This is a genomic window from Leptolinea tardivitalis, assembly GCF_001050275.1.
Taxonomy (GTDB): domain Bacteria; phylum Chloroflexota; class Anaerolineae; order Anaerolineales; family Anaerolineaceae; genus Leptolinea; species Leptolinea tardivitalis.
Map to the genome: position 1 here is coordinate 148,112 of NZ_BBYA01000002.1, position 21,954 is coordinate 170,065.

Annotated in this window: 19 protein-coding genes; 10 read left to right on the forward strand and 9 right to left on the reverse strand. The window is 46.9% G+C overall.

The window, feature by feature from the left end:
- From LTAR_RS02065 to LTAR_RS02075, 3 genes are all read right to left on the reverse strand, one after another.
- A complete protein-coding gene (locus tag LTAR_RS02065) occupies nucleotides 1-2,316 on the reverse strand; it encodes a methyl-accepting chemotaxis protein (protein ID WP_062420500.1) in 2,316 nt (771 codons plus the stop codon).
- Nucleotides 2,317-2,580: 264 nt separating this feature from the next.
- Nucleotides 2,581-3,933: a CpXC domain-containing protein gene (locus tag LTAR_RS02070; protein ID WP_062420501.1), complete on the reverse strand. Its 1,353-nt coding sequence runs from the start codon at nucleotides 3,931-3,933 to the stop codon at nucleotides 2,581-2,583.
- Nucleotides 3,934-3,982: 49 nt separating this feature from the next.
- Nucleotides 3,983-5,542, reverse strand: a complete 1,560-nt coding sequence (locus LTAR_RS02075) for an ATP-binding protein (protein ID WP_062420502.1) — start codon at nucleotides 5,540-5,542, stop codon at nucleotides 3,983-3,985.
- 66 nt (nucleotides 5,543-5,608) lie between these two features.
- Here LTAR_RS02075 and LTAR_RS02080 point away from each other — a divergent pair, with 66 nt between their 5' ends.
- From LTAR_RS02080 to LTAR_RS02125, 10 genes are all read left to right on the forward strand, one after another.
- Nucleotides 5,609-6,997 (forward strand): gluconeogenesis factor YvcK family protein, encoded by a 1,389-nt coding sequence (locus LTAR_RS02080; RefSeq protein ID WP_158423377.1) that lies wholly within the window; start codon nucleotides 5,609-5,611, stop codon nucleotides 6,995-6,997.
- A 61-nt stretch (nucleotides 6,998-7,058) separates the two neighbouring features.
- A complete protein-coding gene (gene gap / locus LTAR_RS02085) occupies nucleotides 7,059-8,111 on the forward strand; it encodes a type I glyceraldehyde-3-phosphate dehydrogenase (protein ID WP_062420504.1) in 1,053 nt (350 codons plus the stop codon).
- A 100-nt stretch (nucleotides 8,112-8,211) separates the two neighbouring features.
- The gene (locus tag LTAR_RS02090) at nucleotides 8,212-9,387 is read left to right on the forward strand and encodes a phosphoglycerate kinase (protein WP_062420505.1); all 1,176 of its coding nucleotides are present in this window, start codon (nucleotides 8,212-8,214) and stop codon (nucleotides 9,385-9,387) included.
- Nucleotides 9,388-9,483: 96 nt separating this feature from the next.
- Nucleotides 9,484-9,930, forward strand: coding sequence for a heme-binding domain-containing protein (locus tag LTAR_RS02095; protein ID WP_081419753.1), 447 nt, complete (start codon nucleotides 9,484-9,486; stop codon nucleotides 9,928-9,930).
- 105 nt (nucleotides 9,931-10,035) lie between these two features.
- On the forward strand, nucleotides 10,036-10,296 hold the full coding sequence (gene rpsT, locus LTAR_RS02100; protein WP_062420506.1) for a 30S ribosomal protein S20: 261 nt from the start codon (nucleotides 10,036-10,038) through the stop codon (nucleotides 10,294-10,296).
- 189 nt (nucleotides 10,297-10,485) lie between these two features.
- Nucleotides 10,486-12,255, forward strand: coding sequence for an arginine--tRNA ligase (gene argS, locus LTAR_RS02105; RefSeq protein WP_158423378.1), 1,770 nt, complete (start codon nucleotides 10,486-10,488; stop codon nucleotides 12,253-12,255).
- Between the two features lie 31 nt (nucleotides 12,256-12,286).
- Nucleotides 12,287-13,609, forward strand: a complete 1,323-nt coding sequence (locus tag LTAR_RS02110; protein ID WP_062420508.1) for a cyclic 2,3-diphosphoglycerate synthase — start codon at nucleotides 12,287-12,289, stop codon at nucleotides 13,607-13,609.
- Nucleotides 13,606-14,871: a GTPase ObgE gene (gene obgE / locus LTAR_RS02115; RefSeq protein WP_081419754.1), complete on the forward strand. Its 1,266-nt coding sequence runs from the start codon at nucleotides 13,606-13,608 to the stop codon at nucleotides 14,869-14,871. Before LTAR_RS02110 ends, obgE begins: the two co-directional genes overlap by 4 nt.
- 2 nt (nucleotides 14,872-14,873) lie before the next feature.
- Entirely contained in the window at nucleotides 14,874-15,473 is a 600-nt protein-coding gene (gene nadD / locus LTAR_RS02120; RefSeq protein ID WP_062420509.1) for a nicotinate-nucleotide adenylyltransferase, read from the forward strand.
- A 5-nt stretch (nucleotides 15,474-15,478) separates the two neighbouring features.
- On the forward strand, nucleotides 15,479-16,678 hold the full coding sequence (locus LTAR_RS02125) for an MFS transporter (protein WP_062420510.1): 1,200 nt from the start codon (nucleotides 15,479-15,481) through the stop codon (nucleotides 16,676-16,678).
- Between the two features lie 12 nt (nucleotides 16,679-16,690).
- Here LTAR_RS02125 and LTAR_RS02130 read toward each other — a convergent pair whose 3' ends face one another.
- From LTAR_RS02130 to LTAR_RS02155, 6 genes are all read right to left on the reverse strand, one after another.
- Nucleotides 16,691-17,794 carry a C45 family autoproteolytic acyltransferase/hydrolase gene (locus LTAR_RS02130; RefSeq protein WP_062531959.1) on the reverse strand — a complete coding sequence of 368 codons (1,104 nt, stop codon included), beginning with the start codon at nucleotides 17,792-17,794 and terminating at the stop codon, nucleotides 16,691-16,693.
- A 188-nt stretch (nucleotides 17,795-17,982) separates the two neighbouring features.
- Entirely contained in the window at nucleotides 17,983-18,855 is an 873-nt protein-coding gene (locus LTAR_RS02135; RefSeq protein ID WP_062420512.1) for a toast rack family protein, read from the reverse strand.
- A gap of 22 nt (nucleotides 18,856-18,877) precedes the next feature.
- Nucleotides 18,878-20,065, reverse strand: coding sequence for a DUF8173 domain-containing protein (locus LTAR_RS02140; protein WP_062420513.1), 1,188 nt, complete (start codon nucleotides 20,063-20,065; stop codon nucleotides 18,878-18,880).
- The gene (locus LTAR_RS02145; protein ID WP_062420514.1) at nucleotides 20,058-20,597 is read right to left on the reverse strand and encodes a hypothetical protein; all 540 of its coding nucleotides are present in this window, start codon (nucleotides 20,595-20,597) and stop codon (nucleotides 20,058-20,060) included. Before LTAR_RS02145 ends, LTAR_RS02140 begins: the two co-directional genes overlap by 8 nt.
- Complete coding sequence (locus LTAR_RS02150) at nucleotides 20,578-21,165, reverse strand: RNA polymerase sigma factor (RefSeq protein WP_062420515.1); 588 nt, start codon at nucleotides 21,163-21,165, stop codon at nucleotides 20,578-20,580. Before LTAR_RS02150 ends, LTAR_RS02145 begins: the two co-directional genes overlap by 20 nt.
- Before the next feature lie 93 nt (nucleotides 21,166-21,258).
- Nucleotides 21,259-21,903: a deoxynucleoside kinase gene (locus LTAR_RS02155; protein ID WP_062420516.1), complete on the reverse strand. Its 645-nt coding sequence runs from the start codon at nucleotides 21,901-21,903 to the stop codon at nucleotides 21,259-21,261.
- Between the last annotated feature and the right edge of the window lie 51 nt (nucleotides 21,904-21,954).

Here is a 21,954-nt window from a genome sequence, read left to right on the forward strand (position 1 = left end):
TCAATTCACCTTGAATTGTTTGACTACCTGTCTCAAGCCTTGTGATAATTCCGATAGTCTATGGGCTGAAGCAGATACTTCTTCTACACGGGCAGCCATTTCTTCTGTTGAGGCTGAAACTTCTTCTGCAGCGGCTGAATTCTCTTCAGATACTGAGGCAATGTTTTCCACTGCCTGAGTCACTTCCGTTGTTGAGGCAGTCATTTCTTCGGTTGCTGCGGTATTTTTCTCAACCACGCGAGATACAGTATCCACTTCAGAGACCAACTCGTTGGCATAGGCTGTCATTTTTTTCGCTGCATTCGCCGCTTCTTCTGCCTGCATATTTACTGCTTCTGCCGTGGTGAGGATTTCTGTCAAGGCAACACCAGCCTGATTGGCAAGGGTAACTCCTTTTTCCATCTCGGCTGAACCCTCAACCATTGCCTGGTTGGCTTCAACCACACTTTTTTGAATTCCCTTGATAAGGTCATCAATTTCATGGGTGGAATGAGAAACCCTTTCGGCCAATTTTCTCACTTCATCGGCGACCACAGCAAATCCTTTGCCTGTTTCACCTGCACGGGCGGCTTCAATGGCCGCATTCAAGGCCAGCATATTAGTTTGTGTTGCTATATCTTCAATAGTGGTTAGTATATTGCCAATTTGACCGGAACGATCACCCATCTCCTGAACTTTTTGAGACGAAATATCCACCGAACGTTTGATTGATTGCATCTCATCCAGTGTGGATTGAACAGTAATAGATCCCTTGCGGGCTGCTTCTTTGGCTGAAGCAGAACCCTGAACCACTGCTTGTGCATTTCCTGATACTTGATTAATCACTTCAGATAAATGACTGGTTACCTCAGATGCTTTTAAAATCGCGCTAGCCTGCTCCTGCGCTCCGTCTGCAACACTGCGTACCGCTGATGAAAGGTCTTCCACGTTGGAAGCCGTATGGGTGATTGATTCGGTCTGCTGTGTGGTTCCCCGGGCAACTTGTTGAATGGTTGTAGCAATTTGATTGGTTACGCCGTCTACTTCAAGAGCTGTTTGAGCCAGTTCAACCGATGAACTATCCAGAGTACTGGCGTGATCAATGATTTCACGAATTACTTCACCGAGTCGTTTTACCATGCGCCCGAAGGACTGCCCAAGAATATCCTTTTCCGAATGAGCCTGAACTTGAACGGTTAAGTCTCCATCCGCCAACCGTGCGGATAGTTCAGAAATGTCTTTAAAATACGCAATAATTTCCTGAAATGATCGAGCCAGCAGGGCAATTTCATCTTTCCCATTAATTTCAATATCTTCTTCCGGAATTTCTCCATGAGAAATCTGTTTAGAGAGAGAAGCCATTTTTAGAATGGGTTTGGTGATGTTGTTGCTGATGAGCAGGGCTAAAACCACGACCACCAGAATGGCTGCTGCAATCAACACAAGATACATAACCTGTAATAATCTGACGACACTCAAAACTTCTGAGGATCGCTGTTCCATCACAAGTCCCCAACTGGTACCCTTAACCGGGGCAAAGGCACCAATAACCGGTTCTCCTAATACATCTGTGTACTCCTCCACCCCTGATTGTCCGGCCAAGATTGATTTTGCTGCAATAGTATTTGGTTGTAATTCAAGTTCAGATCGCTCTTTAATTCTTCCAGCCTGCAAGAGTGCTTCTGTATGATTAGAAGGTGTAATTAAAAATCCTTCTTTATTCAAAAGGAATCCATCACCTTTTCCGAGATCCTCTGAATTCAAGAAATCCTTAAAAACCGTGGTTGGTATTGAACCAGTAATTACGCCAACAATTTCATCATTTTCCACCACGGGTGAGGCAACTACAAATACAATATTTCCTGACGCTTTTGAAATAACAGGATCAGAAATAGTTGTCTCATTTTTTAATGCACTTAAAAAATACGGTCGATCCGCAACAGTTATGGCCGTATTGTCTGTTCGGTAAACGGTCTCTCCTTTGAGATTATAGAGGCCAATATTCTCATATAGTTTCCATTGTTTAAAATATTGATCAATGGCTTCTTTGGCGGTTTTTGGATCCATGGATCGGATTCTTGCGATGCCAGCCAGAGTGATCAAATTATCTTTTCGCTCTTCCAGATATGTTGTTAACATAGTGGATTGGAGCTCTGTCTGGATTTGTAGATCAGTTTTTATTCGGTTCACTAAAAATGACTGGGTTTGTATATAGCTGATGGTTCCAATAATGGCCATAGGAACAATTGATAAAACTAAAAAAAACAATAATAATCGAGTACGTAATGAATACCTGGATGGAATCCCTGTTTGATTATTCAATATTGTTCTTTTCATTTTTCAACCCTCTCCAAAAAAAATATGCGTAAAAAGAATCATATATATGGGGGAGATTTGATGTTTGCTGGCTACTATGAAAAGAATTTTGTTCTGCAACCCATAGAAAATATACATGAAAAAGCAAGCAGGATTAAATACCACCCTGTCATTTTCTCCGTATCAATCATTATGCATTCGGAGGATAATTTGAATAAATATGGTGTAAAAAAAACAACGGGATGACAAATCATCATCCCGTTGTTTGTGTTATTTTCAGATTGGCTATTTTTTTAAATTCTGTTCCATCGAGAATTTTAAGACTTCTCTGTATACATTTTTAATGGCTTCCAGGGCTTCAGGAGGCTGGTTTTGCTGTTGTTCACTCTGAGTAATGATGTTGTTCAACAACGATACAAGCTCGGGAGTGATCAGAGCGGCATTTTCCTGCATCGCCTTAAGGCGTTCTTCCGGTTTTTCTAGTGACATCAGCAATTCAATAAATTGCACTTCCGGCGGAGGGGCGCTGGCTTTCTGAATTACACCGGCGATCTTCTGCAATTTCTCAAGCCGGACCATATCGTTAAGCTGGCGGGCGGATTGAATCTCCTGGCGGAGGAGCTCGACAAATAGATCTGACATCGAATCAAGACCCGCTTCAGTAGCTTTCTCTATATCAGTTTCTGACAGAATCTTATCCAAAAGGGCGCGTGCGTTGGCGATTTCTTCCTGCATTACCCGGTCAATTTCTTTGGTCAATTCCAAAAGATGGTCTCGTAAATCTTCGAGCCGTTTTTTCTCATCGCCATTTGTCGAGTTGATTTTCGTGGAAAGTTGCTCAAAGAAGGTGTAATCCAACCCGGCGCGTGCCATAGAAACCAGTGTATCTACCTGCGTCATACTGGAGGCGGTTATGATTAACTCCATCAATTTTTCCCGGGTCAAACCCTGTTTACTGGCTTCTTGAAGTGACTTAACGGCTGCTTCAGTTTCTTCGGCCTGTTTTTTGAGATTACGCCCGAATTCGGTTTCTTCTAGAGCGGCTTTTTGGACGCCAGCCAATGCCCGGGCAGATCGTTGGTCACCCTGCATAAGGGATGCTTCTACCAACCGGTTCAGGATGCTGAAGAATGCTGCGTCTATTAGAGGTTCTTCATTTTTTAATACATCAGCAATGGCATCCGGTGAGGTCGTCAACAGACGTTGGATTAGACCCACCCGTTTCTGCTGCTCATCCAACATTTCTTTGGTGATTCCGTCACCTTCGAGGATTTTCTCGACCATTGACTGATAGGTGAGCATTGTCTGGGGGCGAAGGATATATGCTTTACGTTTCTCCAATGGGAGAGCATTGACCACCTGATTAATGATCGGGCCGATCATCCGTTCCTGTTCGTTGACTGGCAGCCCCAACTCGGGCGGGAAGAAAGTGAGCAGCAACTCTTTATCAGGGTCATGATAGACCAGAGGCGATGGGACAGCTCCCTGATAACCGCAATTCTGGCAGTGTACAATGTTGTAATTTCCCGAAAGCAAAATTTGTTTTGCCTGGGGATCCGTATTTAAATCAAAAAGCTGCCTCATATCCACTAATGCGGGTTGGTGGCAGCGGGGACACATTGTTTGGGTTTTGGCCATAAAAGACACTCTCATTGAAAAGGATAAGAATGATTATACTCGCTAAACGTCAGCCGTTGGCCGGACGGGGAAGTGTAAAGAAAAAACGCGCTCCCTGAGGAGATGGATCCACCCAGATACGTCCACCATGAGCTTCAATAATCGCCCTGGAGAGATACAACCCCAGGCCGGCACCTTTGGTGGCACGCGCCATTTCAGGGGATCGGTAGAATCTGTCGAATACGTGTGGGATGTCATTGGGTGAAATACCGGGACCTTCATCGCTTACTCCAATGATGATCCGGTCTGGGCGCACCTGACCGCTGACGCGGATTTCTCCACCGGGTGAATATTTAATCGCATTTGAAATCAGGTTGGAGAGAACCTGTTGAATGCGGGTTTCATCGGCCAGAATAACGGGAAAATCCGGTGGAAAATCGGTAACCAGAGTATGTTTATCGGTCTGAGTCTGGAAACGTTTGACCAGACGTTCAGCCATATCTGATAACAAAATATCAGATTGCTTTAACTTGACTCCACCAGCCTGAAGGCGAGATGCGTCAAGCATATTCTCGATAAGACCGGTCAAGCGGTCAGCTTCTTCTTCTATAACCTGCAGGCTTTCATTGACGACTTTCCTGTCCCAACGGGCATCATCACGCCGCAGAGTGGAAACATATCCTTTGATCAGGGCAACCGGTGTCTTCAGTTCATGACTGATAATGGATATAAACGTGCTTTTCAATTCTTCGGCTTCGCGGAATCGTGTGATATCACGAATGGTGGCAATAATATTCAAAAGATTGCCTTCTTCCGAAAGCAAAGGCGCATAGGTGATGCCGATGGGCAAAGGCACCTGATTATTCCTGCGTTTCAAGTCGCCTTCCACATAAAGCTGGGCATGTGGAGAGAGAGGCCAACCACCGGCTTCTGCCTGTTCCAACGTGATTCCCTGGGTAGGACCGTTCCACTGGATAATCTGGTCATGGCTGCTGCCCTGGATTCGATCTGAATCCAGTCCATATAACCGGCTGAAAGACGCATTACAGACTTGAATACGTCTATCTGGATTTAATATCAAAATACCATCCCCGGCATTATCCAGAAGTGCTTCCATGCGTTGTTTTTCATGGATTACCTGTTTGTATAATTGTGCATTTTGTACGGCGACGGCGGCCTGGTTGGCAAAACTTCGCAGCAACGTCCGGTCATTTTTCGAAAAAATACCGGGATAACTGCGAAAAATGTAAATCACGCCCACAACCTTCTGCCGGGCGGTTAATGGGAGGCCTACACCGGTCAGAAAACCCATACTGGCTGCAAACGTCAGATGGTCAAGCAGGCGGTTGATTTCTGGAATTTCTGCTTCTACCGATTCGACGGATGCTGGAATATCTGCCAGTAAAGGGGTAATGGCTCGTAAAAAGGCTGGTTGAATGCCAACACTGGTCTGTATTTTCCATCCCTGTGTTTCAGAACGAAGGGCGATGAGGCCGCCCTGACCGGCCAGCATTTCGATACTGACGCTTAAGATGCGTTCAAGCAGGGTTTTAATATCTAATTCACCGGCCAGTGCGGCAGCTATTTCGAGCAGGTAATCTCTCTGGCGGACACGGAAATCAGGAAGCATGGGATTATTATAGTAGGGTTCAGAAGATATGGCAGGTTCGTTGCAACGTTTGGCGTAGGTATATCGTTGGTTGACTCGGAAGTCGATTCCTGCTATATTCCTATGGCTATGCAAAAAAAATCTGCCAGTTGGTTGTCGCATTTTGGTCAACAGTTTGTCAGAGAATTACGCTGGCTTGCCCCCGGTCTGGGGGTAAAGCGGTGGCTGCTGGTCATCTTGATTGGAGCTATGCTTATTGGGCTTGGTTTTGCCGTGCTGGTTCTGGATGTATACCGATCAGCACCGGAAACCTGGTGGCTTCCAGTTCTTTCATATTTATCTCTTCGATTTCTTGAACGTCCTTTACGGGCCGTGATTTTTGGTGGTTTCGGTCTGGTTTGCATTCTCTTCGGGACATATAAACTAAACAGGGCTTTACTGCGCCCATATATGACACCCGGAAAACCAGTATTGGATGCCGTCAGCGCCTATCGAAAAAAAGAACGAGGCCCTCGCATTGTGGTCATTGGCGGCGGAACAGGACTGTCTGCCTTGTTGCGTGGGTTAAAGAATCACACGAATAACCTTACGGCGGTGGTTACTGTGGCAGATGACGGGGGCTCATCCGGTGAACTACGACGCAACATGGGAGTTCTTCCACCGGGTGACATTCGCAACTGTCTGACCGCCCTCTCAAACGATGAGGCTATGCTTACCCAGATTTTCCAGTACCGCTTTGGTGAAGGAGCCGGTTTGAATGGACATACCCTGGGGAATCTTTTCATCACGGCGCTGGCAGATATCACCGGCAGTTTTGAAGAGGCCGTGGCGGAATCAGGTCGAGTATTGGCTGTACAGGGCAGAGTATTACCGTCAACACTGCATGATGTAAGGCTGGTGGCTGATAAAACCACCAACCACAATCAATCGGATATCCGCGTTTCTGGCGAAAGTAACATCCCGTTGATCGAAGGCAGGATTACACGGGTCTGGTTGGAACCGGATAATCCTCTGGCATATCCTCCGTCTGTACAGGCTATTTTGAATGCTGACTTGATCATTGTGGGTCCTGGGAGCCTGTTTACCAGCATTTTGCCGAACTTACTGGTCCCTGATTTATCAGAAGCGATCAAGGCAAGCCGGGCGACCAAATTTTACATTTGTAATGTTGCCACTCAGTCTGGTGAAACAGATGGTTTTACCACGGCTGATCATATAAGAACGATCGAAAAGCATCTCAATCAGCGAATATTCGACCTGGTGATCTGCAACCAGAAACAGGATATCGATTTACCAGAGGGTGTTGACTGGGTTCGTATTGATGAAAAACTGGGTGAAGAATATTCAACCTATTCCAGCGATCTGGTTGATCCACAAAATCCCTGGAGACATGATTCAGGAAGGCTGGCACAGGTTATAATGGACTTATTCTATGAGAGAACCGGTCCATTAATAAATAAAGAAACAGTACAATAAACACGTAAATCCGCCTTGAAGAAGGCATGGAAAATTTACATCATTCCCCAGGAGGTATTCCATGGCAGTAAAAGTAGGTATCAATGGTTTCGGCCGCATTGGCCGCCAGGTATTGAAAGCGATCATTGAACGCTCCGGTGGAGAATTGGAAGTTGTTGCCATCAACGATCTGTTCGACAGCAAAACCAATGCCCACCTGTTCAAGTATGATTCCAACTACGGCCGTTTCAACGGTACCGTTGACATCGATGGCAATGACCTGGTAGTGAACGGCAAGACCATCAAAGTAACAGCCGAAAAAGACCCCAATATGCTTAAATGGGGCGATATGGGTGTTGATATTGTTATTGAATCCACCGGTTTATTCGTGGATGCCATCGGCGATCCCGCCAAAGGCAAAGCTGGTGCCCGCGCCCACATCGAAAAAGGTGGAGCCAAGAAAGTCATCATCTCTGCGCCTGCCAAGAATGAAGACATCACCGTAGTTTTGGGCGTCAACGAAGAAAAATACGATCCCAAACAGCACAATGTAGTCTCCAACGCATCCTGCACCACGAACTGTCTGGCTCCTGCTGCCAAAGTTCTGCATGAATTGGCCAAGATCCAGTACGCAACCATGACCACGATCCACAGCTACACCAATGACCAGGTTATTCTGGATCAGGGTCATAAAAAAGAACTGCGCCGCTCCCGCGCCGCCGGTTTGAATATCATTCCCACCACCACTGGTGCTGCCAAAGCCATCGCCCTGGTTCTCCCTGAACTCAAGGGTAAATTCGATGGTTGCTCTGTGCGTGTGCCTTCTCCCACCGTTTCCGTGGTTGATTTCACAGCTACTGTAGAAAAAACCATCACCAAAGAAGAACTCAATGCTGCCTTCACGGCTGCCGCCAATGGCAAACTGAAGGGCATTCTGGGTGTCACTACCGGTGAATATGGTGATCCGTTGGTCTCCAGCGATTTCAAGGGCGATCCCCGCTCTTCTATTGTTGACCTCCAGTACAACATGGTCATGGGCGGCAACCTGGTCAAAGTTATGACCTGGTATGATAACGAATGGGGTTATTCCTGCCGTACCGCAGATCTTGCCAAATTGATGGCAAAATCCCTGTAATCTGAAAGATACCTGACCAACAAAGAATGCGTAATCCCGGGTCTTTCGATCACAGGATTGCGCATTCTTTATAAATTCACAGAATCATGCGAGGGAAAATATGTTCAACAAAAAAACTGTTGAGGATATGGATGTAAAAGGCAAAAAGGTTCTGGTCCGGGTGGATTTCAACGTGCCGATTAAAGACGGCAAAGTTGGAGATGATACCCGTATCCGGGCTGCCCTACCGACCATCGAATATTTACTTAACAAAGGCGCTGCGGTAATCCTTTGCTCGCATCTGGGACGCCCCAAAGGCGGACCGGATCCCAAGTATTCCCTGAAGCCCGTTGGTGAATATCTGAGTGATTTAATGAAGAAACCGGTGGCTTTTGCTGATGACTGTGTCGGTACTTCTGCTGAAGCAGCAGCCAAAGTCTTAAAACCGGGCGAAATCCTTTTGCTTGAAAACACCCGCTTCCATCCGGAAGAAGAGAAGAATGACCTCGACCTGGCTAAAAAGATGGCTTCACTGGCCGATGTATTTATCAATGACGCCTTTGGGACGGCTCACCGCGCCCATTCATCCACCGAGGGTGTTGCCCGCTTCTTGCCGGCAGCGGCTGGATTCTTGCTGGAAAAAGAGATCAAATACCTCGGTCAGGCTGTTGCCGAACCCAAACGTCCATTTGTGGCCATTCTGGGTGGTTCCAAGATCAGCGACAAGATCGGTGTGATCAAGAACCTGTTGACCAAAGCTGATGTCATCCTCATCGGCGGCGGCATGGCCAATACCTTTTTCAAGGCACAGGGTTATCCTGTTGCGGATTCTCTGGTTGAAGATGAGGCTCTCGATACAGCCAAAGAATTGCTTGCCAATGGCGGCAGCAAACTGCGTCTGCCTGTGGATGTGACTATTGCCGATAAATTTGATGCAGAAGCTGCCTTCAAGGTTATGGATATGGCACCCATTCCGGATGGCTGGCGCATCCTCGATATCGGACCTAAAACAGTGGAAGCCTATGCCAAAGCATTGAAAGGTGCCGGCACGGTTGTCTGGAATGGCCCTATGGGAGTTTTTGAATTCCCGAATTTTGCCAAGGGAACGTATGCTGTTGCCAAAGCCGTGGCAGACAGCGGTGCAGTCAGCATTATCGGTGGTGGTGACTCCGTGGCTGCTATCCAGGAATCTGGATTGGCTGATAAGATCACCCATATTTCCACCGGCGGCGGCGCCTCCCTAGAAATGCTGGAAGGTCTTGTACTCCCTGGACTTGCAGCACTGCAGGATAAATAGACCTGATTTAATTTGTGAGAGGCTCTGAGGAGATTTCCTCAGAGCTTCTCTTTTTCTTTTATAATAGAGAAATCGGGTGGTATTAGGAGGTAAACGATGAAACCAGTCGGCAAGGTATTGATGGTAATCTTTGGTCTGGCTGTGGCGGTTTTTATATTGATCCAGTTTGTCCCGTATGGGAAAAATCATATCAATCCTCCAGTCACAGGTGAACCCGCCTGGGACAGCCCGCAAACCCGCGAATTGGCCAAACGAGCCTGTTTTGATTGCCATAGCAATGAGACGGTCTACCCCTGGTACAGTAATGTAGCTCCGGTCTCCTGGCTGGTGCAACATGATATTGAAGAAGGCCGCGGCCGATTGAATTTCTCTGAATGGGAAGCTGGCAGCCGCAGAGCCCAGCGGGCAGGGAATGAAGTGCGGGAGGTCATCTCAAGCGGCGAGATGCCGATGCCAATCTATGTTTTACAACACCCATCCGCCAAACTTACCGATGCCGAGAAGATGGCATTGATAGCCGGTCTGGAATCTTCTTTGAAATAGGGGAAAAAGAATGCAGGAAAAACGGATATAAAACCCTTCTTAAGATCATGGTTTTCTGGTAAAATACGTCCCTGCTAATGTAAGGATTAATTTCGGAGGACGAAGTTGGCTAATATCAAGTCTGCAATCAAGCGCAATAAACAGAATGAAAAGAAACGCATCCGCAATCGCGTTTTCCGCGGTGCTGCCCGTACCTATATCGCCAAAGCCCAGAAAGCCATTGTTGATGGCACACCTGAATCAGCTGAGGCAGTAAAGAACGCAATCAGCGCTCTGGATAAAGCCGCAGAAAAAGGCGTTCTTCACAAAAACAATGCTGCCCGCCGCAAGAGCCGCCTGATGAAACGGCTCAATGCTGCAAAGTAAGCCTGATACTATTGATCCCAGGTTTTGTTTGAATGGCGGGAGGACAACCTCCCGCTTTTTGTGTTCATGCAATCTTGTCGTGTTGATTTTAGTGCGGTATTTCGATCAATTTTGAAAGTGATATAATCGCACAGCACCGCTGTAACGAGCGGAAGATCTATCCATACTCTACTACTCATGGGAAGCGGCATGTTTCAAACTGAACAATCTGCTGTCGAACAACAAATACTCAGTTATTTCAAGAAAAACAATCTTCCGATCGAAACTGTTCAGTGGAATTGGATTCCGTTCAGCGGGCATTGGGGAATATCCACATCATTTTTCCAGGCGGCTGCCCTTGAAGCGCGGTCAGGAAAAGGTGGGAATGTAGGAGCCCGGGCAAATGAGATGGCTGCTGAAGTGGCTGCCGAGTTAAAGCAAAATGGTCAGCCTCCTGCCGGTTTTGAACGGGTCGAAGCCGTAAAAGGGTACTTAAACCTGTATTTTTCCACATTCTCTTTTGCCAGCAGAGTCGTGGGAACAGTATTAACGGATGGCAAACAATACGGAATTAATCAAAAAGTCAATCAGCGGGTGATGGTAGAGTTTTCTCAGCCGAATACCCATAAGGCGTTTCATGTAGGCCATTTACGAAATGTCATCCTGGGGAATGCTGTCTGCAATATTCTTACCAGTGCCGGATATGATGTAGTCAGAGCCAATTATATTGGCGATATCGGCCTGCATGTCATTAAATGGTTGTGGAATTACCTGACTTATCATAAAGGTGAGCAACCGGGCGAAGACCGCTACCGCTGGATGACCGACCTGTATACGGAAGCAGACCGTCGATATAATGATGATCCCGAAGCAGAACCCCAGGTTAGGGCTCTATTTGCCCGTTGGGATGCGCGCGATCCGGAATTGGTGAATTTATGGGAACAAACCCGGCAGTGGTCCCTTGAGGGGTTTGCCCAGATCTATAAAACGTTGAACGTTCCCTTTGACCATTATTACTATGAGAGTGAGGTGGAAGAATCGGGGAAAGAGTTTGTTGAACGTATGATCAAAATGGGCATTGCCCGTGATGAACGGCCGGATGGCGCCGTGATCGTCCCTCTGGATGACCTGGCCGGAACGAAAGAGAAATATCGCGTTCTGGTAGTATTGCGGTCTGATGGTACATCTCTGTATTCAACGAAAGACCTTCCGCTGGCTGTGAAGAAATTTGAGATGTTCCACCTCGACAGGTCGGTTTATGTCATTGATGTCCGCCAATCCCTCTATATGCAGCAGATTTACAAAACCCTTGACCTGATGGGATATGACTTCGCCAAAAAATGCTACCACCTGGCGTATGAGATCGTCAACCTGCCGGGTAACGTGACCATGTCTTCACGGGATGGTACGGTGGTTTTGTTGGAAGATTTGATCAACGAAGCCACTGCCCGTGCATTAAAAATTGTTGAAGAAAAGAATCCCGATCTTTCACTGGAAGACAAACAGGCCGTGGCCCGGATGGTGGCATTGGGTGGAATTAAGTATTCGATGCTTTCACGCGACAATACCAAAATTGTGACGTTTGATTGGGAAACTGCGCTGACATTCGAAGGGCAGGCGGCACCTTACATCCAGTATGCTTTTGTACGGGCGAACAGCATTCTGCGGAAAGCCAACCAGCAAATTCCAGATGAAAAACCCGTTGAATTTGAATTGTCACCTCAGGAAATTCAATTGATTGACTTGATCTCACGATTTAGCCATGAGATTGCCCGTGCAGCCGCAGAGTACAAACCCATGTTGATTGCCAATTATTCCTTTACTCTGGCCCAGGCTTTCAACGATTTCTATAATACCTGTCCGGTATTATCGGCGGAAGAACCTGCCCGCAGTTTCCGGCTGAGATTGACGGCGGCCGCCCGGCAGGTAATTTCTAATAGTCTGGCTCTTCTGGGGATTGATTCCCCCGAAGTTATGTAATCCAAACTTATCTCCAAGGAGAAACGATCGAATGGCTGGAACAAGAACGTTGATTATGGGAGCAGCAGGACGGGATTTTCACAATTTTAATGTTTTCTTCCGTGATAATCCTGATTACGAAGTGGTTGCTTTCACTGCGACGCAGATTCCAAATATTGAAGGCCGCAAGTATCCGACGGAATTGGCCGGAAAACTTTATCCGGCGGGAATACCCATCTACCCTGAAAGCGATCTCGTAAAATTAATCAAAAAACACAATATTGAGCTGGTGATCTTTGCCTACAGTGATGTTCCGCATGATGTGGTGATGCACAAGGCTTCCATTGTGTTGGCCGCCGGGGCGGATTTCCGAATGATGGGCCCAAAAACTACCCAGGTGAAATCGATCAAACCGGTGATTTCTGTATGCGCTGTTCGAACCGGTTCCGGTAAGAGTCAGACAACCCGCCGGGTTTCACTGATCTTGCGGGATATGGGTTACAAAGTGGCAGCCATACGGCACCCCATGCCTTACGGCGACCTGGTCAAACAGAAGGTACAACGGTACGCCAGTTATGCCGATCTGGACAAACATGAATGCACCATTGAAGAACGCGAAGAATATGAACCGCATATTGATAATGGTGTCATTGTCTATGCCGGTGTAGATTACGAAGCCATTTTACGGCAGGCAGAACAGGAAGTAGATATTGTCCTCTGGGATGGCGGTAATAATGACTTTTCCTTCTACGTTCCTGACTTGAGTATTGTTGTGGCCGATCCACACCGCCCGGGGCATGAATACATGTACCACCCGGGTGAAACCAACGTCCGTTCTGCCGATGTGTTCGTGATTAACAAAGTGGATACGGCTGATCCTCAGGCAGTGATTGCCGTACGCGAACGCTTAAACGAGCTTAATCCGTCTGCTACAGTAATCGAAGCAGCTTCACCACTGTATATAGACAATCCCGAAGCCATTCGCGGCAAACGAGTTCTGGTGATTGAAGATGGCCCGACCCTGACACATGGCGAAATGGCGTATGGTGCCGGTTATGTGGCTGCCAAACGGTTTGGTGCAGCGGAAATTGTAGATCCCCGTCCATTTGCCGTAGGAGAAATCACAGCCACCTACAAGAAATATCCCAAGACCGGCCCCATCCTCCCTGCTATGGGATATGGGGAAGAAATGACGCGCGACCTGGAAAAGACCATTGACCGGGCAGATGTAGACCTTGTGGTCATCGGTACACCGATTGACTTGAATCGGGTAATGAAAATCAAGAAACCCAATCAGCGGGTTCGTTATGAATTACAGGAAATTGGAAAGCCTACGCTGGAAGACCTGTTGAAAGCAAAATTCGGTAAGAAGTGATTGATGAAGCTGAAATTTATGTAAGAAGCGGGCGCGGTGGAGATGGCATGGTCCATTTCCACCGTGAGAAATTTGTCAACCGGGGCGGCCCGGATGGTGGTGATGGCGGACGCGGCGGGGATGTGATCCTTGAAGTGCGTCCGACGATGAATACACTGTCAGTTTTCCGTCACCAGTTAAAATACATCGCCCAGGATGGCAAAAATGGCGGGCCGAACAATATGTCCGGCAAGTCTGCTGAGAACCTGGTGGTGTATGTTCCACCGGGTACCATTGTAATCAACAAAGAAACCGGAAAAGTACTGGGTGACCTGGTTGAAAGCGGGCAGCAACTATTGATCGCCCGCGGCGGCCGGGGTGGAAGGGGAAACCAGCATTTTGCCACTTCCCGAAACCAGGCTCCACGGACGGGCGAAAAGGGAGAACCGGCGGAAGAGTTCACCATTAAACTTGAACTCAAACTGATCGCTGATGTTGGTCTGGTTGGATTGCCGAATGCCGGTAAATCCAGTTTTCTGGCGGCGGTTACCAACGCCAATCCAAAAATCGCCGATTATCCATTTACAACACTGGAAGCTGCTCTGGGTGTTGCCCAGATCGATGAAGAAAATTCTCTGGTCATAGCAGATATCCCAGGTCTTGTGGAAGGCGCCCACAAAGGAGTAGGTCTTGGGTTTGCCTTTCTCAAGCATGTTCAACGCAACCGTGTGCTGATTCATATGATTGATGGACTGGCGGAAGATCCGCTGGCAGACTACACACAGATAAATAATGAACTGGCATTATTTGATCCAAAACTGGGTTCAAAACCGCAAGTTGTGGTGATTAATAAGATTGATCTGCCAGACGTAAAAAACCGGTTGCCTGCCATTCGCGCCAGTTTTAAGAAAGCTGGGATCCAGGTGATGACTATCTCAGCCCTGGCACGCACCCATGTTGTGGACGTGTTAAAGAAGGTTCAGGAACTTCTACAACAGACACCAGAACCGGAACCGTTAGGGCTTGAAACGGAACTCCCTGTTTATCGGCCTGAAGAAAATCGTTATGAATTCTCCATTGAGCGAATTCCGGAAGGATGGCGGGTATCAGGAAAAGGTATTGAGCGGGCGGCTGCCATGACACTGTGGGAACATGAGGGATCTGTTCGTCGATTCCAACATTTGATGGAAAAGATCGGTCTGGATGATGCCTTGCGGGATGCCGGTGTAGAAGAAGGCGATACCGTTTTTATCGCTGATTTTGAATTGGAATGGATGGATTGACCATGACGAGGATTGGACTATTTGGGGGTACGTTTGATCCGCCGCATCTTGGTCATATGATTCTGGCTGCAGAAGCATTTCATTCACTATCACTAGACCGCATCTTCTGGATTTTGACACCTCAATCTCCCTTGAAAGATGAACGGACCATTTCTTCGGTTCAACAGAGACGCGAATTGGTCCTCGCCGCCCTCCAAAATGTACCGGAATTTGAGCTTTCTCAGGTGGATATTCTTCGTGAACCGCCTTATTATGCTGTCGATACAGTCAAAATATTAAAACGCGAATACCCTGGAACTGATTTCGTTTATTTAATGGGCGGGGATTCTCTTCGCGACTTGCCCGCATGGCATGATCCGAATCAGTTTGTTCAAGAACTTTCAGGATTGGGTGTTTACCGAAGGCCTGGTTCGCAACCTGATCTCGAAATTCTCGAAAAGTTGTGTCCGGGAATCAAAACAAAAACAACTATCTTTCAAGCACCTCAGATTGAGATATCGGCTGCGGATATTCGCCAACGAATTCGTGAAGGGCGGCCTTTTCGTTTTTTTCTGCCTCCCGAGGTCTATCAACTGATCTGTGCTCAGAACCTGTACAGGTGAAATCTGTGGAAACCGAAACATTGCAACCGAAACCCGGCGTTTTCCAGGACCGCATTTTAAATTCGCTGGTTATGGGGCACTTTATCGTTGATGTCCTAAATGGCCAACGCACAATCGTCCTTACATATCTCAGTCTCTTTCTGGGATTAAGCAACTACGGTCTGGGGATCATCACAACAATCTATGTGGTTTCCAGTGCATTGGCACAGCCAATTTTTGGATATGTGTCTGACAGGGTGGGAGCCCGTTGGGTGGCCGCCGGTGGGATCCTGTTGATGGGGGTGTTTTTCTCATTGGCCATGTTCTTTCCGGGCTGGCCGGCGGTGATATTGCTGGTTCTCGCGAGTATCTGTTCAGGGGCATTTCACCCGGCTGGCGCCACAGAAGCCACACTGGCTGGCCGAGAGCGTATGCAAGGCCGTGAAGCCACCGCTTCATCCCTCTTTTTCCTGTTTGGCCAAATGGGATTTGGCATTGGTCCGATGATAGGCGGCCCATTATTAAGTAATCTAGGCATGCCGGGATTCTTAATCCTATCAATTTTTACAATCCCCATTGGTCTTTTTGCTGCCAGTGAGCTTAAATCACTGATAAAACCGATGAATAAACCAAAACCAGTTGAAAAGCCGGTGAAATCCACGTCTCCAAAACTGGTGATCTCAAAATCACTCCTGTTAATGATTGGAATATCTGCTTTTCAGTCCTGGTCACAATCAAATATCACGGCGTATATGCCGCGATACCTGGCTGATATGCAACTGACACCATCTGTCTATGGCGTTATCATCGGTCTGTTCACAGCCGGTTCAGCAATAGGCTGCATGGTTGGCGGTGAACTGGCAGACCGGACAAGCCGGAAAACAGTGATTACCTGGAGCCTGTTGTCATCCACTATTCCACTTTTACTGATTGCCTTTACTGGATTAAGTTATTGGCTTTATCCGCTGATGTTCATCGCCGGTGGATTGACAGGCGGTTCCTTTAGTGTAATTGTGGTACAGGCGCAAAAGGTCATCCCGGGAGGAATGGGTCTGGCATCGGGTTTGATACTTGGTTTTATATTCTCTGCTGGAGCCATTGGCACCATGTTCACCGGCAAGATCGCCGATGTGTGGGGATATCAACCGGTTTTCTATTTCACCGCTCTGATAGCTTTGCTGGGTGGAATTCTTGGTTTGATGCTCAAAGAAGAAAGAGCCGGTTAACTCGACACAAGATCATTCATCCATCTGGAAGGTATGATATTTATTGGCACATGGATTACCCCAGGCAACGTGCATCTGTCTGGCAGTTAGATCCATAACAAGGCTGGTGATGGTTTTTTCTCGATCGAGAGGATCGGTATCATTCACTGCGTGGTTGCAGATCGAATCGGGATAGTTTACATGGTCCCGCAGGATTGCCTGGAGAGTTTGAGCTGTATGTTGATTTGTCTGTTCCAATAAACGGCGGGCACGGAAATATCGGACCCGTGTGCAAACGAGTTCATCAGGTTCGTCTTCCACCTGCTGCATTAAAGGATCAAGATAGTGATTGGTATGGGCAATTGCTCCGCTTTCTGAATAGAGCAGGGCAAAATGCCGCGCAGAGACTTCCACGTTATACATTTCACCGCTGTCGTGTGCCAGCAAATGATTGTAACCGGCGGCGCGGAGTGGGGCCAGCATATGTCGGATGGCTTCCGCAGGAGTTCGGGCTGAAAGTACGGCTCTTGAAAGCACTACACGGGGAATGCCAATTCGGCAATCAGATGGATATACGGAATCACAGCACTGAGCTATACCGGCCGCATTAAAACCGATATTGGGCAGCAAGCCGCCATATGTCATGGCCAGGAATGTTGGTTCGTCATCTGGTGTACCATGAATGATAAACACATCTGGTTCATCTTCAGGAACCCAGTCTTCATTATGACCGATTAAGATATGTCCATTGGCCGTTCGCTGCTCATTGACACCGATGCTGGTGCATTTGGTTAAATGAAGGGCATCCGTTGTCACAGCTTCCATAGCATTCAAGACCACAAGATCGGAAAAGGGAACATCGGCCCCTTCAGCTATGCCCTGCAATTCTTCAACGACTTTTGGATAACGTTCCTGGGCGAACGGTAGATATTTTCGCGCCTGAATTTCGGCGCCTTCCCAGGTTAACTGAAGAGATTCATAGGTGGAAGCCAGCAGGTTTCGGGCATCCTCCAGACTGTGTTTGACCTGCGAGGAAGTTTGTTCACCAATTTGACGACCCATTTCACGGTGTGATCCGCTTACATGTATCAACATCGGTGGACTGTTATGTGTGGGGGTGAAATTATCATTGCTCATAGGTATAATGATACCGGTAGTTCAATACTTAATCAAGCTGACTGTATGAATTATTTTTTCGGCGATATCATTTGAGCAGAAAAATCCTCAATTAGAAAAGATGTTGAAAAACTAATTTGAGAAATAAAAGAAGAAGAACGGAATTTGAATCCGTCCTTCTTCTTATTTTAATGATGCGAAACCTGCTATCAGAGAGAATTCCCATTCTCGCTGATTAATTCCAGATTGCCAACGCCCATGTCGATTTCAATCTTCAATTCAGGGCCAGATGACTTTTGTGTCCTGTATTTATTGGAATCCACTGTCCATGTTCCTTTCAGGGAAACATTGCTTACGCCTCCAGAAAGGGTGATTGTGGCAGCCCGGTCGGATGGAATGATAATCTTCATATTGCTCAAGCCGCTTTTTATTTCGACTCGGGCATCCTGTTTCATATCGCCATTAAAGTCCAGTGTATACGAACCGGCGCCGCTTTCAAAAAAGAGATTCTTGAAATTTGCATTTCCAAGGTTGAGTAAACTGACCTGGGATGCCCCGGTGTGATACCGGAAATCTTCCAGAGTGGTTTTATTCGGCTGATTAAAAACGACCTTTGATTGAGATGCACCGTCATCGATGGTTAATTCCTGAACCTGGATATCACCGAATGTGATATTGCTGGTATAGGCACCGGCGTTTATATCCAGGTTGATGGGTTTCTGTTTGCCGACCTTCAAATCCCAGTTGTTAATGAGATCTCCGGATGGAATGGTTACTGAATCTGTTTTGTCACCCTGAGAGATTGTTACTTCATCATCAGAACGGGAGATTTCCGGTTTCCAGATCGACACGTTGGTACGAATTTCACCTTCAACAAATTTCTCTGAGCCTTCATTGATGTTTAATTTTCCGGCACCCATTTTAATCGCAAGCCTGGGGGTATCTGTCGTTGACGGATAGGCTTCTGATATTTTTGTCACAACTTCCGGGCCGGTTTTCACTTTGGGCCATTGCACCGAGAAGTTGCAGGCCATAGAGGTCATTAGTAATATTGAAAGGATTATCAGGATCTTCTTTTTCATTCTATTTTTCCTGTAAAAAATATCAGTCAATTTTTTTCTCAGATTGATTTTCTTCTCCAGATTTCTGAGATCGGGATTTTACTTTTTTCTCTGGTTTCACGGAATCTTCGGCTGGAGGGACTTCACTTGCAGTATTCGTTTCTGAAACAAAGGTGGAGTCAACAACATCGACTGATTTTTGAGGGGATGCAGACGCCACATATTGCGACTGAAATGGATTGGCGGGCGGGATAGGTGAGGCGGGGGGAACTTCAACCTGAATAGTTGGTCTGCCTCCGGGTTTTTGAATATTGCGGGTACCAAAAGCGGACATCACAACACCACCTGTTGCCACCAGTGCAATAATCACTGGAATCACCCAGCCCACACAGGGGATAGCTCCCAAAAGGGAGGAAAGAATGGATAAGAAAAATGTACCTACACCTGCGCTTACAGCCGGAGCCCAAGTACTCTTGAACAGACTTGCGATGCGATCACCTAAAAGCTGACCTACAGCGATCCAACCTAGAATTACGCCAAGACCAAAAATAACAATAGCGATAAGACTCAACGGGATCAGGATCAACGTGATTGCCAGAATGATGATTACAAAGGGGAAGAGTATCCACGTCAAGAGGCCAATGGCACCACCCGCAACCGGACTATCTTCGATAGCTTTGGTCACATTATTGGTCTGGCGGGGTGCAAAGAGCATCACCAGTACTGCCAGAAGTGCGATTACAAGAGACCGCAGGAGGCTTCCCATAGCATCACTGAAGGGTTTAACAATGGCGGGTACAGCCACTTTCGGAACATCCGGAATCTCAACGCCACTTTCTGATTGTGTAATAAATTTGCCTTGAATGACGGCTGAATCTGATTTGTTCACACTTGCGGCAACAGTAGATACATCGCCCTGAACGACTGCGGTATCATCCAGTGTGATGGACCCGCCCAGACCATTGATTCCACCATTGATCGTTCCGGCTGCAATAACACTTCCCCCAATAACTGTCACATCGCCGTTGACAGTTGATCCTTCATCTAGACTTACAGCCCCTCCAAAAATGGACAAATTACCATTAATCGTCTCGCCTTTTGACAGACGGTATGTTCCACCCATAATAAACTTATCACCATCATTGGAAGAACTGGCACACCCTGATGTAAACAGGGCGAACAACAGGACAACGAAGGCGATTCCAAACATTAACCGTAGTTTTTTATTCATTTGTTTTTACTCCTTGTGTGGAGACTTTCCATACAGATATGATCCATCCACTCGTCAGCAATACAACCAGACTGGCAGAACCGGCCACAATGGCCAGGGTGATCGGAAGCGGAATGTAATGCATCCAGGTTTTCACCATCTGGAGCATATTGTCCAGTTGAAAAGCAGCCTGAATGGTAGAACTCATCAATCCCGAGATTACCTCATTCGGGGATTGCGTAAGGAATAAGGTTCCGAGGTAACCAATTGATACAATAACAGTAATCACGAGTGTCCAACCGAGAAAAAAGTACGATTGAAGACGCCGGGCTTCCTCTTCGCGTTGAGCAGCCAATACAGCGAACCTTCGGGAAAAACCGGGAGAAGGAGATTCGAATGTGGATGATCTGATCAGGTCTTCCACACCGGATAATCCTTCTTGAATAGATTTGCAATGCGGGCATATGGACAGATGATTATCCAGTTCTGTCAGCTGAGATGGTGTCAATGGATCTCCTGAAAGAATCCAGTTTTCAAAGGGCTGGTGTTCCATGTAGGCTCCTTTCAAGTTCAGCAGGGGCAGAAGATTGATATTCTTCGGCCAACTGCCTGCGTGCGCGAAATAACCGACTCTTCACGGCACTAGTGGAGAGTTGTAATGTGCTGGCAATTTCTTCTTCAGTCATTTCATACCAATACCTTAATACAATGGCTGCACGATCTTGCGGTTGCAATTTATCCAGCAGTCTGTGTAAAACTTTGTTTTCCATTTGTTTACTTATCACTCTCTCCGGATTAGGAGATGGATCTGGAGCATCTTCTTCAGGAAGGATATCGATATCTACCATGGGTAATTTGCGCTTGCGCTGCTGGTCGATACAATAATGAGCCGCAATTGAAAGCAGCCATGTAGCAAATGAACGGGACGTGTCATATTTCTTCATATTCTGATAAGCACGCCAGAATGTTTCTTGAGCCGCATCCTCCGCTTCCTGGGCATCACCCAGCATGCGATAGCATAGGTTGAATACTGGTCTTTGGTACGTTTCAACCAATTGCGTAAATGCATCCATGTTTCCCTGGAGAGCTTGCTCCAACCAGGTATTCTCTGCTGTGATCAACGAATACTCCTATAATTTTCTCTATAAAAGTATACGGAGAAGGTTCCTAATAGTTGCAAAAAAAGACGCCTGTCAGGCGTCTTTTGAAGATTTTTATGAGTTTGTAAATGTTATTTCTTCTTTTCCTGCCAGTTTATTCTGGATGGTGGTTATCACCTGATTCATATGTTCGGGCTTATGCACAAAATCCAGATCATCAGTGCGGATGGTGAGAACGGGGCACAGATCAAAAGATTTCAGCCAATCATTATAAAAGCTATCAAGCAGACTCAGATAATCGGCAGTGATGGTGCTTTCCATATCACGAGCCCGATTGTGAATCCGATCCATCAAAACGTCCACCGGACATTTCAGGTAAACAAGTAGAGAAGGGGCCGGCAAACCATGGATCACCAGATCAAATACTGATAGGTAGGATTGATAATCAAGGTCTGTGAGGTTGCCCATCTTGTTTAACGCCCGGGCGAAGATGAAAGCATCTTCATAGATGCTTCGGTCTACAATGGCAGAACGTTCATCATTCCATAAATCCATATGCTGGCGGGCGCGGTGACCCAGGAAGTAGATTTGCAGGTGAAATGCCCAGGTGCGCATATCTGCATAAAAATTTGGCAGGTAAGGGTTATCGGCTACTGATTCATAGGCTGTTCGCCAACCGAGTTTTTCACCGATCCGTTCCGTCAATGACGTCTTGCCCGATCCAATATTTCCTGCTACGAGAATGAGTTTTTTCGCCATGAAGTTCCTGTTTTTGTGGAGAATAAAGTGCAGGACGATCTGGAATGAATT